Source organism: Nocardiopsis sp. CNT312, assembly GCF_000515115.1.
In the GTDB taxonomy this organism is placed as follows: Bacteria; Actinomycetota; Actinomycetes; order Streptosporangiales; family Streptosporangiaceae; genus Nocardiopsis.
In genome coordinates this window covers 36,913-51,012 of record NZ_AZXF01000024.1, presented here as the reverse complement: position 1 = coordinate 51,012, position 14,100 = coordinate 36,913, and the positions used below count along the sequence as shown (strand labels likewise).

Annotated in this window: 17 protein-coding genes; 13 read left to right on the top strand and 4 right to left on the bottom strand. The window is 64.9% G+C overall.

Annotated features, from left to right (window positions below):
• Nucleotides 1-106 precede the first annotated feature (106 nt).
• Nucleotides 107-322, top strand: a complete 216-nt coding sequence (locus B042_RS0112290) for a helix-turn-helix domain-containing protein (protein ID WP_028648545.1) — start codon at nt 107-109, stop codon at nt 320-322.
• A 131-nt stretch (nt 323-453) separates the two neighbouring features.
• Here B042_RS0112290 and B042_RS0112285 read toward each other — a convergent pair whose 3' ends face one another.
• A complete protein-coding gene (locus B042_RS0112285) occupies nt 454-711 on the bottom strand; it encodes a winged helix-turn-helix domain-containing protein (RefSeq protein WP_028648544.1) in 258 nt (85 codons plus the stop codon).
• A 157-nt stretch (nt 712-868) separates the two neighbouring features.
• On the opposite strand from B042_RS0112285, the gene B042_RS24375 reads away from it, so the two are divergent.
• From B042_RS24375 to B042_RS25010, 4 genes are all read left to right on the top strand, one after another.
• Nucleotides 869-1,219, top strand: coding sequence for a hypothetical protein (locus tag B042_RS24375; protein ID WP_051415655.1), 351 nt, complete (start codon nt 869-871; stop codon nt 1,217-1,219).
• Nucleotides 1,216-1,548: a hypothetical protein gene (locus tag B042_RS23000; RefSeq protein ID WP_051415654.1), complete on the top strand. Its 333-nt coding sequence runs from the start codon at nt 1,216-1,218 to the stop codon at nt 1,546-1,548. The genes B042_RS24375 and B042_RS23000 overlap by 4 nt, the downstream gene beginning before the upstream one ends.
• Nucleotides 1,549-1,797: 249 nt before the next feature.
• Nucleotides 1,798-2,088 (top strand): hypothetical protein, encoded by a 291-nt coding sequence (locus tag B042_RS26540; protein ID WP_231493970.1) that lies wholly within the window; start codon nt 1,798-1,800, stop codon nt 2,086-2,088.
• A 1,250-nt stretch (nt 2,089-3,338) separates the two neighbouring features.
• Nucleotides 3,339-5,084 (top strand): AIPR family protein, encoded by a 1,746-nt coding sequence (locus B042_RS25010; RefSeq protein WP_197024279.1) that lies wholly within the window; start codon nt 3,339-3,341, stop codon nt 5,082-5,084.
• A gap of 23 nt (nt 5,085-5,107) precedes the next feature.
• On the opposite strand, the gene B042_RS25005 is transcribed toward B042_RS25010, so the two are convergent.
• From B042_RS25005 to B042_RS0112250, 3 genes are read right to left on the bottom strand one after another with little or no spacing between them, the layout of a single operon-like run.
• On the bottom strand, nt 5,108-5,557 hold the full coding sequence (locus B042_RS25005) for an NUDIX hydrolase (RefSeq protein ID WP_081748748.1): 450 nt from the start codon (nt 5,555-5,557) through the stop codon (nt 5,108-5,110).
• A gap of 32 nt (nt 5,558-5,589) precedes the next feature.
• Complete coding sequence (locus B042_RS0112255) at nt 5,590-6,138, bottom strand: flavoprotein (RefSeq protein ID WP_028648540.1); 549 nt, start codon at nt 6,136-6,138, stop codon at nt 5,590-5,592.
• Nucleotides 6,131-7,543 (bottom strand): hypothetical protein, encoded by a 1,413-nt coding sequence (locus tag B042_RS0112250; RefSeq protein WP_028648539.1) that lies wholly within the window; start codon nt 7,541-7,543, stop codon nt 6,131-6,133. Before B042_RS0112250 ends, B042_RS0112255 begins: the two co-directional genes overlap by 8 nt.
• 524 nt (nt 7,544-8,067) lie before the next feature.
• Between B042_RS0112250 and B042_RS0112245 the strand changes: the two genes are divergently transcribed.
• From B042_RS0112245 to B042_RS0112205, 8 genes are all read left to right on the top strand, one after another.
• Nucleotides 8,068-8,277, top strand: a complete 210-nt coding sequence (locus B042_RS0112245; RefSeq protein WP_028648538.1) for a hypothetical protein — start codon at nt 8,068-8,070, stop codon at nt 8,275-8,277.
• Nucleotides 8,274-8,705, top strand: a complete 432-nt coding sequence (locus tag B042_RS0112240) for a hypothetical protein (RefSeq protein WP_028648537.1) — start codon at nt 8,274-8,276, stop codon at nt 8,703-8,705. The genes B042_RS0112245 and B042_RS0112240 overlap by 4 nt, the downstream gene beginning before the upstream one ends.
• Nucleotides 8,706-8,914: 209 nt before the next feature.
• A complete protein-coding gene (locus tag B042_RS0112235; protein WP_028648536.1) occupies nt 8,915-9,655 on the top strand; it encodes a GntR family transcriptional regulator in 741 nt (246 codons plus the stop codon).
• Nucleotides 9,656-9,768: 113 nt separating this feature from the next.
• Nucleotides 9,769-10,182, top strand: a complete 414-nt coding sequence (locus B042_RS0112230; protein WP_028648535.1) for a hypothetical protein — start codon at nt 9,769-9,771, stop codon at nt 10,180-10,182.
• A gap of 102 nt (nt 10,183-10,284) precedes the next feature.
• The gene (locus tag B042_RS0112225) at nt 10,285-10,533 is read left to right on the top strand and encodes a hypothetical protein (protein ID WP_028648534.1); all 249 of its coding nucleotides are present in this window, start codon (nt 10,285-10,287) and stop codon (nt 10,531-10,533) included.
• Nucleotides 10,530-11,960 (top strand): FtsK/SpoIIIE domain-containing protein, encoded by a 1,431-nt coding sequence (locus B042_RS0112220; protein ID WP_028648533.1) that lies wholly within the window; start codon nt 10,530-10,532, stop codon nt 11,958-11,960. Before B042_RS0112225 ends, B042_RS0112220 begins: the two co-directional genes overlap by 4 nt.
• A 241-nt stretch (nt 11,961-12,201) precedes the next feature.
• On the top strand, nt 12,202-13,890 hold the full coding sequence (locus B042_RS0112210; protein ID WP_028648531.1) for a replication initiator: 1,689 nt from the start codon (nt 12,202-12,204) through the stop codon (nt 13,888-13,890).
• On the top strand, nt 13,887-14,096 hold the full coding sequence (locus B042_RS0112205) for an AlpA family transcriptional regulator (protein WP_036554814.1): 210 nt from the start codon (nt 13,887-13,889) through the stop codon (nt 14,094-14,096). Before B042_RS0112210 ends, B042_RS0112205 begins: the two co-directional genes overlap by 4 nt.
• Nucleotides 14,097-14,100: the final 4 nt, after the last annotated feature.

The window sequence follows — 14,100 nt, the reverse complement described above, 5'->3', positions numbered from 1 at the left end:
CGGGGGTGGCCGGACTCCCAGGATCGGTGGTGTGGCCCCGATCACGCCACAGCACTTTGCTCTGGGATGATCAGACCATGGTGCAGAGCGCCGTGTCCGAGGGGCCGTGGCCGCGGCCGACCCGCAGGTGCGGGAGGCGGTGGAGGTCTACGTGCACGAGCAGTGCAGCACCACGGTGGCGGCGCGGCGGCTCTACACCCACCGCAACACGGTGCTGCGGCGGCTGGCCAGGGCCGATGAGCTGCTGCCGCGCTCGCTCGCCGACAACGTGGTGGCGGTGGCCGCCGCCCTGGAGGTGCTCCGCTGGAGAGGGGAGGCGTGAGGGCGGGGTGGCCCGGGGCCTCTCGTGCTTCACCAGCGGTCCGATCGACTCAGACCATCGTCGGACGGGTCGGCGAGATGGTCGACGAGTGGGCCGTTGCGTAGGTGCGCCCGCCTTTCCGCCCGTGTCGATCATCGAGCGGCAGGCGGGGTTCCCGGTTCGTCGGCCACGAACGTGCCCCGCTGGGGGAGGGTGACCACCCAGCCCTCGGAGCGGAGGAGGGCGATCCCCCTCCGCGCGGTCTCTCGCGCGATGCCGTGCTCGGCGACCAGTTCCGACTCCGAGGGGATCCGGTCCCGCGGCTTGAGGTCTCCGGATTTGATCCGGTCGCGTATCGCCCGTGCCACCTGTTGATAGAGGGGTATGGGATCGAAGCGGTCAACATCCATGTGGCGGACGTTAGCCACGTCAGATACGCCTTGGATATGGCAGACGTACTAGACGACCTAGACAAGATAGATGTATGGTCATGGCTTGACATACGAATAGCGCGGCCCGGCGGTGCTGGAACACCCCGGGCCCGGACAAGCGATAGGAGCGCTTGCCATGCAGTACCTTACTGCTCTCTTCGCCGTGCTCTCACGGCTGATCCGCCCCTCCCGGGGCCTGCACGCGGCACCCCGGATCCTGCGCCGCGAACGCAGGGAGGAGGCCCGAGCGCGGCGTGCCTCCCGGGTTCGGCGCTACGCGGTCGACGTGCCGACCGTGGCACGGGCCGCCGACGTCCCGAGCGTCCCCTCCCCCCGCCGCGCGTTGGACGACGCCCTACGAATCACCGACTCGCCCCAGACCGTGCCCGGGTTCTACCGCCGTTTCGAGGAACGGCGCGGACCCGTCCGTGCCAGCCGGGGCCACCACGGCCCCGACCTGCTCATGGGGCTGGGGGTACCGGCATGACGGTCTCGGACGCCACACGGCTCGCCGTACGCGGGGACACCGGACGGACGCTCCACGCACTGTGCGAGGCCGACCGGGTGTTCGACGACCTCCACCGCCACCTGCGCGGGGGAGGCCCCCGCCCCGTAGGCTGGGCACCCCGCGTGCACGGGCGCGATCGCAGCACCGTCTGGTTCGACACGCTTTCGGAGCCCCTGCGCGACCATGATGCCCGGCCGACACCGCGTGCCACGGCCGACGCCGCCGAGGTCGCCTGGACCGCACTGGACGATACGCTCCGCGCGGGCGGCCTCCTCCCCGAACCGTGGCGGGAAGCGCGCCGGTCCTGAACACGCGGCGGGCCACAGGGACGCCTCCGGTGGCCCGCCCCCGTTATCGAACATGACGGGCACACCGGGCTCGTGGCGAATACCGGGTGGACGCACCGTATCGATACCACGACCGGCTTCAGTGCTTGGGCGGCAGAGCACACGGCAACCGAGTGGATCGAACCCTTCACCTTCGTCGTCGGTCTGGAAGGGAAACCTCTCCTGGCTTCCCGACGCAGCGAACACGTGGCGTGCGCTGGTGGAGCTCCCGTGCTGAGTGCCGGAGAGATCGGTCTTCGATTCCACGAGGACCGCTGGATCGTCGACGAGGTCAGCAACCAGTCCACGGGCTACTGCCCTGACCCGGCTTCGTGGCCGGCGGTGGCGACCGCCCTGGAGCGCGCGGGCCTCGACCACCTCGGCCGGTTCACGCACGAGTTCGTGTTCCGTCGCTGCCCTGCCTGTGGTGAAGTGAGCATCGTGCGGGAGGACGACTTCGTCTGCGTCTTCTGCGACGCTGATCTACCTACCGCCTGGAACGTGGACCCGACGGATACCTGACCGACGCGCGTGGGGCCGCCGGTCAAGAAAGGACGTCCGGACAGTGGGCCGGGGGTGCGGGCGGCCTGCGTCTCGGATGCCAGCATCACCGCGATGGCCCAGGTCTACGGCTCGGACCCCTTCTCGGACGGCGAGGGTGAACCGGCGTGACGACGCATCTTCAACGCATGGATAACCCACAACACCAGAAATGCGGCCCCACCGATCACGTAGCTGATCGCTGCGCCCCATCTACTGCTATAGATCATGTTCGCTACGGGCAGGCCGCTGACGATCGCGATACCGATGGCGAAACGCCATTACGAGCGGTCCACGGGTGCGCTCCTCATATCTCGGTTGGGGGTTGCGATGCCGACGCTGACCGGTAAGTCCACTCGGGACGAACGGCTGGCGCACCCCCTGGCCCGAGAGGTCGCCGAACAGGTGGCCGCTGACCACGGGATGCTCATCCGGCCTGTCTCTCTCCGACGCACGGACCTTGCCACCGGTGCCAGTGAGATCGTGGACGTGCCGTGCGGGTCCACGCTGGAAGCACGGTGTCCGGCCTGCGCGGAGGCCGCCGCGCTGTGTGTCGTGCGGCTCTACCTCGGGACGCGGTGGGCCCAGGGCACAACGAAGAACGGGTGCCCACCTGCGTGGACACCCGTTCCTTTGTCGGGGTGGCGGGATTTGAACCCACGACCTCTTCCCGTACCGGGGGCCATCGGTGGCCTGTGGGCGGAGCTTGGAAACTGTCGCTGACCTCGACGTTCGTCCCGGTCGCTTCTCACCGCTTCCGGCACCTTCTCGGAGCCGTGTGCACTGAATGTGCATTGCTTTGGCCCAGCCACAGGACGTCAGCCCCAGGTGAGCTGGTCTGTCTCGCACGCCTGAACCATGCCCCCTCAGCCCCGGTCTTCGGCAACCATCGTCCTCGGTCCGGGGTGCCCGATGGCGCTGGGGTCGGCACCCCAGACAGTCCGTGTCGCGCCATCGGGTGCCCCGGGACCTGAACACGTCATCAACCATTGGGACCAAATACCCTGACAGAGGGCCGTGTCCTGCGTCACCATGGACGTAACGGGCGGCTCTGGTTCCACTCGTCGTACGGGCCTGTCCGAGAGATGGTGCGTGCGTGCGGCCCACGGCCGTGCGCTCGGGACCGGGCGGCAGCCCGCAGTCCGAGCGCACGGCCGAGGGCCGCTGCGACGGCGCTCGGCCGCCGCCTTGATCCCATACAGCCAAACTCGGCAATTTTTGGAGCAGTTTACATGGGGCAGGACATGAACCCTCTTATTCGAGGCTTGTTCAATGATTTCCGGAAGGCCGAGGAGATCACAACTCTTGGTGATTCTGATGCGTTTGAAATATTTGCATCGAGCCTAGTGCTTCCAAACGGTCTCCTGGCTCAGGTTCAAAAAACTGACCTTCTTCTCGATGGGGGAACGCCTGGGATTGATGTTATTGCTTTTGAAGTTAATGGAAATCTGATCTGGGATATCGATGATGTAAGGGATGCTTGCGAAAATTCTTCCAAGGTAGATGTGGCGCTCTATTTTGTTCAAGCAAAACGGTCTGGGTCTGTCTCCGGGGTAGAAATCCTGAACTTTGGGCAAGTCATCGGCTCCTTCCTTAATAATCGACCGTTTTCTTCCTATCCGAAGATTGAAGCCTTGGCGAAATCTTTGGGGTACCTGTTCGATAATTACGCAAGCCGACTCAAGGCTCCTCCTGCCGTCCATATCTATTTCGTCACAACGGCCCCACGTAATTCGGTGACGACGGAGAGTACTGTCGAAAGGGTTAATTCCGTAGTTTCGGATATCAACGGGCTTGGCTTCCTCGGGCTGGTCACAGCTGAAGTGCTCGGCGCTGACGAGGTGCACAGTGCCTGGAAAAGGAAAAACAATGCAAATGAGGTAGAGATAAGGCTTGAGAAGCAGCTTCATATCCCTGAGATGCCTGGAGTTGATCAGGCTATCCTAGGAGTTATCTCTGTTGAAGAAGTGTTTAAGTTGATCAAAAGCGGGGAGGGTGATGTGCTTGATGAGAGTGTTTTCTATGATAATGTAAGGGGATTTAAAGGGCTGGATAATCCCGTCAATAAGCAGATAGTGGATACGCTTGGATCTTCGGAAAGGGCGCTACTTCCGGTGCTTAATAACGGGATCACTATTGTCGCTTCCTCTTATTCTCCAAAGCCGGGTGATGCTGTTTCTATATCCGACTACCAGATAGTTAACGGTTGCCAGACAAGCCATTGCATCCACCTGGCAAAAGAAGCGTTGGGCGGGGCTTTCTCGTCTGTTTTTGTGCCAGTGCGATTGGTTGTTACTGGCGATGAAGAAATTGCTACGAAAATAATCCGGGCTACGAATTCTCAGACAGAGGTTCAGGAGAACGATCTTGTTGCTCTTACAAACTTCCAGAAGAAGTTGGAGGATTTCTATAATCTCGACGGAAATGACGTTAAGCTTGTGTATGAGCGGCGATCTGGGCAATTCTATGGGAAAGAGGTTGTTAAGGCTAGGGTGGTCAACATAAGTGACCAGATGAAGGCGATATCTGCCGTCTTCCTGGATGCCCCTCAATCTGCTACTCGTTATGTGAGTCGCCTATACGACGAGGTGGGTTCTTCTATTTTTAGGGAGGATCATAAGCTGTCTCCATATGTGGCAAGCGCCTTTGCCGCATATCGAATCGAGAACGCATTTCGCACTGGCCTTGACCCTAGTTTCAAGCCGATTCGCTATCATATTCTAATGGCATACAAGTATCATGTTCTTGGGAAGGAGTCGGCTCCGCTGGAAAGCAGGGCTTGTGAAGAGCAGAGCGTTGAGATAATTTCTGCACTAAAGCGACCAGGTCAGGTTGATGTATTTCGCGCGTTGGCTGAACTGATAGCTACATTCGCTGGCGGGCAGTTGCCTTCATCGGATCGACTTAAGCGCCAGCAGTTCACTCAAGAATTGTTGAGGTTCTTTCAAAGCGGAGGGCTTGATTCGTTGAAGATATAGAATCTGATCGGAAGTTAGGCTATTTAAGTGGACAACCTTTTCCCGTTGTGAGTCCGTACGTACGGTATGTACGGGCTCAAGGCATCGAGTAGCCGGACTGCGTAGACTTCGCTCATGTGTTCTTTGATCTCGCCCGTTGATAGCCATTCGACAGCGATTGCCTCGCTCGTGGGGTGTGCCTCTCCACCGGACGGCATGCAGCGGAAGACGAGGGCGACGACTCCGCGGGCCATATTCTTGTAGACACCCGTGAGTTTTTGCACCTCGACGTGGATGCCGGTTTCCTCCAGGACCTCGCGGACCACGCCATCTTCGGGAGTCTCGTCCAGTTCCAGGACTCCGCCCGGTGGTTCCCAGGTACCGTTGTCCTTTCGGCGGATCGCTAGCATTCGTCCGTCATCGCGTATGACGGCTCCTGCCACGGAAACGGAGTGCAGCGGCGTCGATTGGGGTCGATCGATATCGCGGTTCATGCGCTGCAGTCCTGTGTTCCGGTTCTTCTGCTCTAGAGAATCTTCTCTGCTTGGTCTAGAGCAAGCTGCCAAGGGAAGGTGTCGAACGCGCTCGACCCGCTTCCGGCTTCATGCGGGGCGAACGCATCTTTCCCGATTAATACGGACACCTCTTCTCCCTTGAGCTTCCTGACGCTGTCTCGGAACGGGGCTCTACCGGCGTAAGCGGAGTTCACGAACGGGAGTACGACGGTCGGTACTCCAAGACCGATCGCCTCGTTCACCACATCCAAGACATAGTTGTCGGCGATCCCACTGGCCAGCTTGTTGATGGTGTTGAACGTGGCTGGCGCAACGATGATGGCGTCTGCTTTCGGAGAGCGGGGGTCTCCCGGTGCGCGGTGCTGGCTCCGCACTGGTCGACCGGTCTGCTTCTCTAATGCCTCGACGTCGATGAAGCTGACAGCGGCTGGGGTGGCCATGACTTGAACGGTCCAGCCTCGGTCTTGGGCCCAACCGACTAGGGTGCCGACCTCCGATGCCGGTCCGGCTGCGCACACCACCACGTAGAGCGTCTTCTGGTCGCTCACTGCCTCAGGCACCGACCCTTTCCGCGAGTTCGCTGACGTTCCCGTACAGGTGCCCGCTGGCACGGGTGCGGATGTCGTTGATCAACTGGTGCACCACCGGGCGCGCGGTCAGTTCCTCGCTTGCCATCTCTTCGGCGTTGCGCAGCGCGTGGTAAGCGTGCTCGGTCTTCCCCCACTGCTGGTAGGCGCGGGCTGCGTCGATGAAGAGCGTTACCCTGCGCTCCATGACCTCGATGTTGGCCAACTGCACCTGTCGCGCGTAGTCAATGGCGCTTCCCGCGTCGCCCAATTCGACGGCTGCGCTGACCCGGTGAAGGAGAACGTTGGTCGGGCCGAATGCCGTCCACTGGTAGTTGAAGTCGCCGCCGAGACGTTCGCCCGCGTGGCTGGCCTCGTCAAGCAGGCTGAGTGCCTGACCCCGGTCCTCGCGCTTGGCCGCTGATACCGCTCCGCTCAGTAGAAGTGAACCGTACACCGACAAGGATTCCGGCGTGGGCTCGTCCATGGCGCTGTCCACACGTTCGGCGGTGCTCGTTGCCAGTTCCGTCGCCGCCTTGTAGTGCCGTTCGCGCATCAGTGCACGGGTAAACGCTCGGGCGCTGGCTCCCACGACCGCGGGGTTCTCGCTGTCCTCAGCGGCTCGCATGCTCCGATCGGCTGCGAGGTAGGACAATCCCCTCTCCTCGCACTTGAGCAGCAGGCTCGCCGCGACGTGATACGTCTCCGCACGGAGCGCGTGGACCTGGGCGACATCGTCCCCGTCGACTCCAGTGGCGGCATCATCCAGGTTCCGCAGCAACTCGGGGAGCTGCTTGGCCACGGCCGTGTAGTGGCACGCCTGATATCCGACCTTGGCGGAGTGAGTCCGCTGGGCGAGTTCTCTCAGACTGGTCGCCGCTCGGGCGGTGCTTCGGCTGGCTCCCGCGTACCTGGTGAGTGCCGCTGCGATCTCGTCCATGTCCAGCATCGAACCACCTGTGGCTTGGAAGAGAGCTGTTCCGGCCAATCCGACGAATTCGCGGCGGCGCACCTTCGAGACCTCCCCTGGGCCTGGGCTCCTCTGCGCGGGCAAGCTCGGGACTGCCGAGGCCACCGCGCTCTCATGTCCAGTGAACGCGCCCGGGTTCCTCGGGGCAAGGCCGAACATCATCCGGGACGTGTCGGGCATGCTGATGCCCTCGGCGATCCGCTCGTACACCTCGAAGGCCGTGACGGTCTTGCGGCCGTTCAGGATCTCGCTGACCCGCCCCTGAGACAGACCGGTCGCCGCCGAGATCGCCATCTGACTCGCGCCGCCGTACTGGCGCACGAACTGGAAAAGCGCCTGGACATCGCGCCTGCGCAGGAACTCGGTCGTGTGTTCTCGCTCCCATGCCCACGACGGGATGGTGATCCGGCTCGTCGGGTGTCCCTGCATCCTGACTCCTCGGCGCTGCGAGTACGGGGACCGCCAGTATCCCTCTTTGTCATCCCGAGGAGGAATGGGTTTCGGAATCCCAACCCGGGATTGTTGGCCATATGGATGCCAGGAACGGAATGAAGTGCAGGTCATGCCGTGGGCGGGGCTGGAAGTCCGTCCGACCGCGACGACTGGTCGTCGTTCGATCTGTGCCTGGTGAGAAGCAGGCAACGCGTGCAGCGGCCTGTCCCTTCTGCAAGGGGACGGGAGAGCGCTCCGTCACGTCGGAGCCCTCCACTGACAGCGGTCTCGCCTGTTGATCCATGACATGACAGACCCCCGCGACGCGTGCGAGGCGTCCGGGGGCGCGGCCAACCTGATGAAAGCAGGCTGACGTGAGAGACCTTATCGCCCTGATTCGGGCGCTGGTGACTCTGATTCGACCGACCCGACAGGGTAGGCACCACCGCAACGGACCCCCTCCGTTCCGGGTGCCCGCTCCCGCGCGAGTGGAGCTGTGGCCCGCTCCGGAACCCATCGTGATGGACGGCGACGATCCCCGTTCCTACTCCTTGGTGCGTGGCCCCTATGCGCATGTGGAGCGCCGTCGCTCGACTCAGCGGGCCGAGCGAGACCGGCGGGGGATCGACCTGCTGGTGCAGATCGCGCGTTCGTCCCCTGCCCTGGATGACATGGCCGAGTTGCGTGACCTGGTGCGCACGGCCATCGCTGTTGGGGTGGTGCGGCGATGAACGGCGACGGACGCGGCACTGTGGTCGACCGCGCAACCCTGATGGCGTGGGCTCGTGCCCAGGGCGTGCGGGTGCGTGTGGCCTGTGAGGACTGGGAGTCCATCACCTACGAGACCCTGTCCCGGCAACAGGACGGGACGTCTCTGGTCCAGCGGCATCGGTGTGTGCTGCCCGAACCCGTGACGCGGCGACGGCTGCTGATGTCCTACGTGGTCGGGCTGAGTCACGGGGTCGACGGAGCCGAGTGCAACCACGTCCGGCGCATCGTGCCTCCGGTGCTGTCCTCGACGGATAAGGCAGCTCGGCATGACGTGGCCCTGGTCGCCGCCGCTCTGGTGGAAGTCGAACGCCGGGCGGTGTGCGGGGCGACGGTGGACAATCTGCGGGTCTACACCGTCGAACGCGCCGTGCACTGGCGGCCCTTCTGAGAACTCCCGCGTGCTCTGCCGTCTCTCCGAGATCACGGGGCAGGGAACGCGGGTCTCGTTCCTCTTCACACGGTGATGTGCGCGCCCGCGTGGCGTGCTTCCCGCCGTGCTCCCTGATCACGGGTCGGGGCTCAAATGTGCCCCCACCTGCTGACAGGGCCGGACCACGCAAGTAAGCTACTCGACCATACGAGTACTAGAGTCACCAGGTGGACATCATGTCGAGTTTGGAGTTCGCTCCGCCCAAGTACGTACAGATCGTGCGGGCGATCCAAGAGCGCATCGAAGACGGTACGTATCCCGTGGGGGAGATGCTTCCCTCGGAATCCCGGATGGTGCGTGAGTTCGGGGCCGGACGCTCCACGGTGGTGCGGGCTTTGCAGATCCTGAGCATGCAGGGGTGGATCGAGCGCGAACACGGACGCGGGTCGTTCGTGCGCGGCGTTCCGCAACAGACCTCCGAACGCTCCCATGCCGGAGCCAGTGCCTTCGACGCCTCCGAGGAGGCCAGGAGCAACCGCATCGTCAAGGCGGGCCGCACTCCCGTGCCCGCTGCCGTGGCTGAGGCGGTCGGTGTGCCCGAGGGTTCCCCGGCGATCATGCGTCAACGCCTGGTCCTGGATGACGGCCAACCCAGTGAGCTGGTCACCCTGTGGTTCCCTCTCGACGTCGCGGACGGCACCGACCTGGGCGACGCACAGCCGATCAGCATCGGCGCGCGCGAACACGTGCAGATGGTCAAGCAGGTGCGGCCCTCCCGGGTATCCGAGCGACTGTGCGCGCGGCTGGCCACGGACGAGGAGACCGAGCGCCTGGGCCTGGACGAGGGGACTCCCGTGCTCGGCATCACCGCGCGGATACTGGATGCCGCGGAGAAAGTGATCGCGGTCGCTGAGGTGGTCCTCCCCGGTGACCTGCACGAACTGGAGGACTCCTACCCGGCGGGGTAGACGCGGGCGAACACCGGCCACTTATCTACTTGTCCGATCAAGTGTGGCCGGTTATCCTGAATTCAACTTGACCGGACAAGTGGTTGAGTGATCATCAAGTGGAAGGCTGATCGATGGCTATTCAGGGTGCGTTGCCGGTGGAGTTCGCCGCTGTGTTCCCCCACGGCGCGTTCGCGCTCGGGGTGGAGGCGATCACCGATTTCGAGACCAAGCGGCCCCAGCTCGACAAGGAGTCGGGGCTGCCTTTGTGGGCGGTGGATGTGATCGACGCCGACCCCGACGCGCGGGGCAAGGCCAAGAGCGTGAAGGTCAAGATCCCCGCGAAGGTGTGCCCCACCCTGCCCGACGAGGTTCCCGGGCTGCCGTTCCGGCCGGTGGAGTTCGAATCCATGGCGGTCATGCCCTACGTGGACGACAACGGCCGCCGCCCCCGGGTGGCGTACTCGCTGCGCGCCCGGGGTGTGAAGCCCCCGACCGCCGGTGCTGCCGGTGGCGGTCGTCGTTCTCCGGCCAAGGACGCGGCCTGATCGCCTCCTGGCATGTAAGCGGGGCGGCCTGGTGCGCCAACACCTGAGCCGCCCCTGTCACCCCTCAGAAGCTTCCCAACTCTCACAAGAGGTGTTTCCAGTATGTCCCCCTACCCCGATGACCTGTCCACCCTGACCGGCTCCGGCCTAGTGCACGCCTACCTCGACGCGGTCGAGACCCCCTGCTCTTCGCCCTGTGAGTGGGCGGACTTCTACGCGTTCAAGGCGCGGGTGTTCGATGCGCTGGCCGACCTGGGCACCCCGGACGCGGCCGAGGTCGCCGACCGTGCCCGCCTGATGCGCTCGCGCGTCCTGGACCAGAACGAGAACCGGGGCGGGGGTGTGCTCTGATGCGCTCGGCCAAGGTGGGGGCCGCGCAGACGCCCCCGACGCTGCCCTCTCCCGCTCAGGGGGTGCGGTGGACGACCCCGATCGTGGAAACGCCCGGCATCGTGGTCCTGGCCTCGTGGGTGTGGCGGCTGGTGCGGTTCCTGGCCACGCTGCCGCTGCGGTTCCCGGTCATGGTTGCCTCGGCTGCTGCCTCGGGCGGGGCCTGGTGGTGGCTGGACTGGCCGGGTCTGGCCGGGCTGTGGACGGCCGCTCTCGTCGTGTCGCTGGTGTGGTGGCGCGTCGATTCGGTGTCCTTCCGCCGGTGGGTGGCGCTGCGCTTGTTGGCGTGGTGGCGGCACGTGATGGTCTACCGCCGCCACTGGCAACCCGTCCTGGTCATCTCCGGCCTGGCCGAGTCCTACCAGGAGCGCCGCTACCTGCCGCGCATCCGCCGCGTCCTCTGCACCGCTTGGGCGGACCGGGTGCGCATCACCCTGGTGGCGGGCACCAGCCCTGCCCACTTCGAGGCGCGCGTGGCCGAACTCGCCCACGGCTTCGGTGCGCCCTCCTGCCGCGTGCTGGTGGAAGGCCCGCGCAAGATCACCCTGGAGTTCCCCCGCCGTGACACCCTCGCCCGCACCGTGCCCGCCCTGGACGTGGGCGCGCGGGCGGATCTGGGCGCACTGGGCGTAGGGGTGCGCGAGGACGGCGCGCGGTGGGCGCTGCGCCTGCACGGCACACACGTCCTGGTGGCAGGGGTGACCGGGTCGGGTAAGGGCTCGGTGATCTGGTCGGCCATTCGGGCGATGCTCCCCGCCGTCGCGGACAACATCGCGCAGGTGTGGGCGATCGACCCCAAGCGCATGGAACTCGCCTACGGGCGGGACCTGTTCGCGCACTATGCCGATGACGGTGAATCCGCGGTGGCGGTGCTGGAACTGGCCGTGGCCCAGATGCAGGACCGGGCTCGGCGCTACGCGGGCAAGCGGCGCTCGCACACCCCCACTACGGAAGACCCGTTCGTCCTAGTGGTACTCGATGAGGTGGCGTTTCTGACCGCCTACCACCCTGACCGGGACATCCGGAAGCGCTCGGAGAACGCCATTGCCACCCTGACCTCACAGGGGCGTTCGGTCGGCTTCGCCGTGCTGGCCGCGTTGCAGGACCCGCGCAAGGAGGTCATGAACCTGCGCAACCTGTTTCCGGACAAGGTCGCGCTTCGGCTGGACGAGGCGTCCCAGGTCGACATGATTCTTGGGGAAGGCGCTCGGGACCGGGGTGCGAACGCGCATCTGATCGACCCGACCTTGCCCGGGGTGGGCTACGTCCGTGTGGAGGGTTCACCGGCTCCGGTGCGGGTGCGGGCCGCCTACGTCTCCGATGGCGACATCACGGCTATGACCGACGCCTACGGGGCGGATTCGTCCTCGGACGGGGAGGCTGCCTGATGTTCCAGGTACTCACACATCGAGCGCCGGTACTTCCGGGTGTCACGGACCAGGAACCACAGGAACAGCAACCAGCAGAAGGGGAGAACCTTCCACCGGCCGTCCTCGAAGGCCCACATCCACCAGCCCAAGAAGGGGATGAAGACCAGGCATCCAACCCAGTGGAAGATCATGCCCGACTTCGGCCGCTCGGGTTTCACGCGGTGCGGTCCCTCCGGTTCCTGATGTTGGGGGTGGGCTGATGCCGACTCCTACCGGTAAGTCGACACGGGCTGAGCGCCTGGCGCAACCCCTGGTCCGTGAGGTAGCCGAACAGGTCGCCGCCGACCACGGGGTGTGTATCCGTCCGGTGTCCCTTCGACGCACGAACATCACCACTGGTGCTACCGAGGTGATCGACGTCCCGTGCGGGTCCACGCTGGAATCCCGGTGTCCGGCCTGTGCGAAGCGGAAGAGGTCGCTGCGGCGCACGCAGTGTGAAGAGGGCTGGCACCTGGCGGAAGAACCCGTGGCGCAGCCGGATCCGCCGTCCGAGGAGCAGCGCGGGTGGGTGGAACAGCGGGCGGTGGTGACGGCCGAACGTGACCGGCTCGCCTCCACGGGCGCGGCGTCGGCTGAGGATCTGGCGCGGCTGGACGCGGTGATTGCTGACCTGGATGAGGAGATCACCGCTTCGGGGCTGCGGGGATCGGTGACCCGCTCGGCCGACTCCTCCTCGTCGGGGGCGCGTCGGGTGCGCTCGACCAAGCGCCGACAGGACGTCCCGGACCTTCCCAAGCGGCCCATGACCCGCAAGACGGTCGGACGCGCGTTCACCGACCCTGCCTCGGGGAAGGTCTTCCGGCCCTCGCTGTTCATCACGCTCACGCTCGACTCGTACGGGCGGGTGCGCTCGGACGGAACCCCGGTCGGCTTCTCGACCTACGACTACCGTCGTGCGGCTCGGGACGCCCTGCACTTCTCCAAGCTCGTCGACCGGTTCGTGCAGAACCTTCGACGGGTCGCGGGCTTCGACGTGCAGTATTTCGCGGCCGTGGAACCGCAACGGCGTCTGGCTCCGCACCTGCACATGGCCACGCGGGGCACGATTCCGCGTGCCGAGCTACGGCAGATCGCGGCGGCGACGTATCACCAGGTGTGGTGGCCTCCGGCTGATCAGGTCGTGTTCGAGGGCGATCACCTCCCCGTCTGGGACGAGGAGACAGGTGTCTTTGTCGACCCGTCGACAGGCGAAGTCCTGCCCACCTGGGATGAGGCGCTGGATGCGCTCGATGCTGATCCTGAAGCGGAACCTCATCACGTGGTCCGGTTCGGCCGTCAGGTGGACGCCAAGGGCGTGGTCGCGGGCTCGGCGGATGCTGACCGGTGTGTGCGCTACCTGGCGAAGTACCTGACCAAGGACATCGCCGAGTGCCATGCCGCCGAGACGGCACTTCAGGAACAGCACGTGGACCGACTCCTGGACGCGCTGCGCTTCGAACCGTGCTCGTCCCGGTGCTCGAACTGGCTCCGCTACGGAATCCAGCCCGAGAACGCCAAGGCGGGGATGCGTCCTGGGTTCTGCCGGTCCAAGGCTCACCGTCGCGAACACCTGGGTTACGCGGGTCGCCGTGTCCTGGTCTCCCGGAAGTGGTCCGGCAAGACCCTCGCCGATCACAAGGCCGACCGCCTGACCTGGGTCCTGGACGCTCTGGGCATTGACCCCACAGGCGAGGACCAGGGCGACGAGGGCAACCCCCGGCCTCCGGTACTGACCTCGGCCAACTCCGGTGACTACGCCTGGGAACTGGCGCAGCCCACTGACCCTGACGTCGCTCCCCGCGAACAACGCCTACTCCGGGCTGTCGGCGAAGCACTCAAACGCCGTTCCCAACTCGACGCTGCTCGGCAGAACGATCTTTCGGCAACTCCAGAGACGAGGGTGGCATGAGCGCAGCGACGGCCCGTGTGGACGTTCCCGAACAGCGTCGGGCCGATGTCCTGTGGTCGGTCAAGGATGCCGCCGCCTACCTCCGTGTACCGCCGAAAACCCTCTACGAATGGCGCTACAAGGGCGACGGGCCTCCCTCCCACCGAGTCGGCCGGTACGTGCGCTACGTGCCCGCAGAGGTCCATGCCTGGGTCCGATCCCAGTAACCCC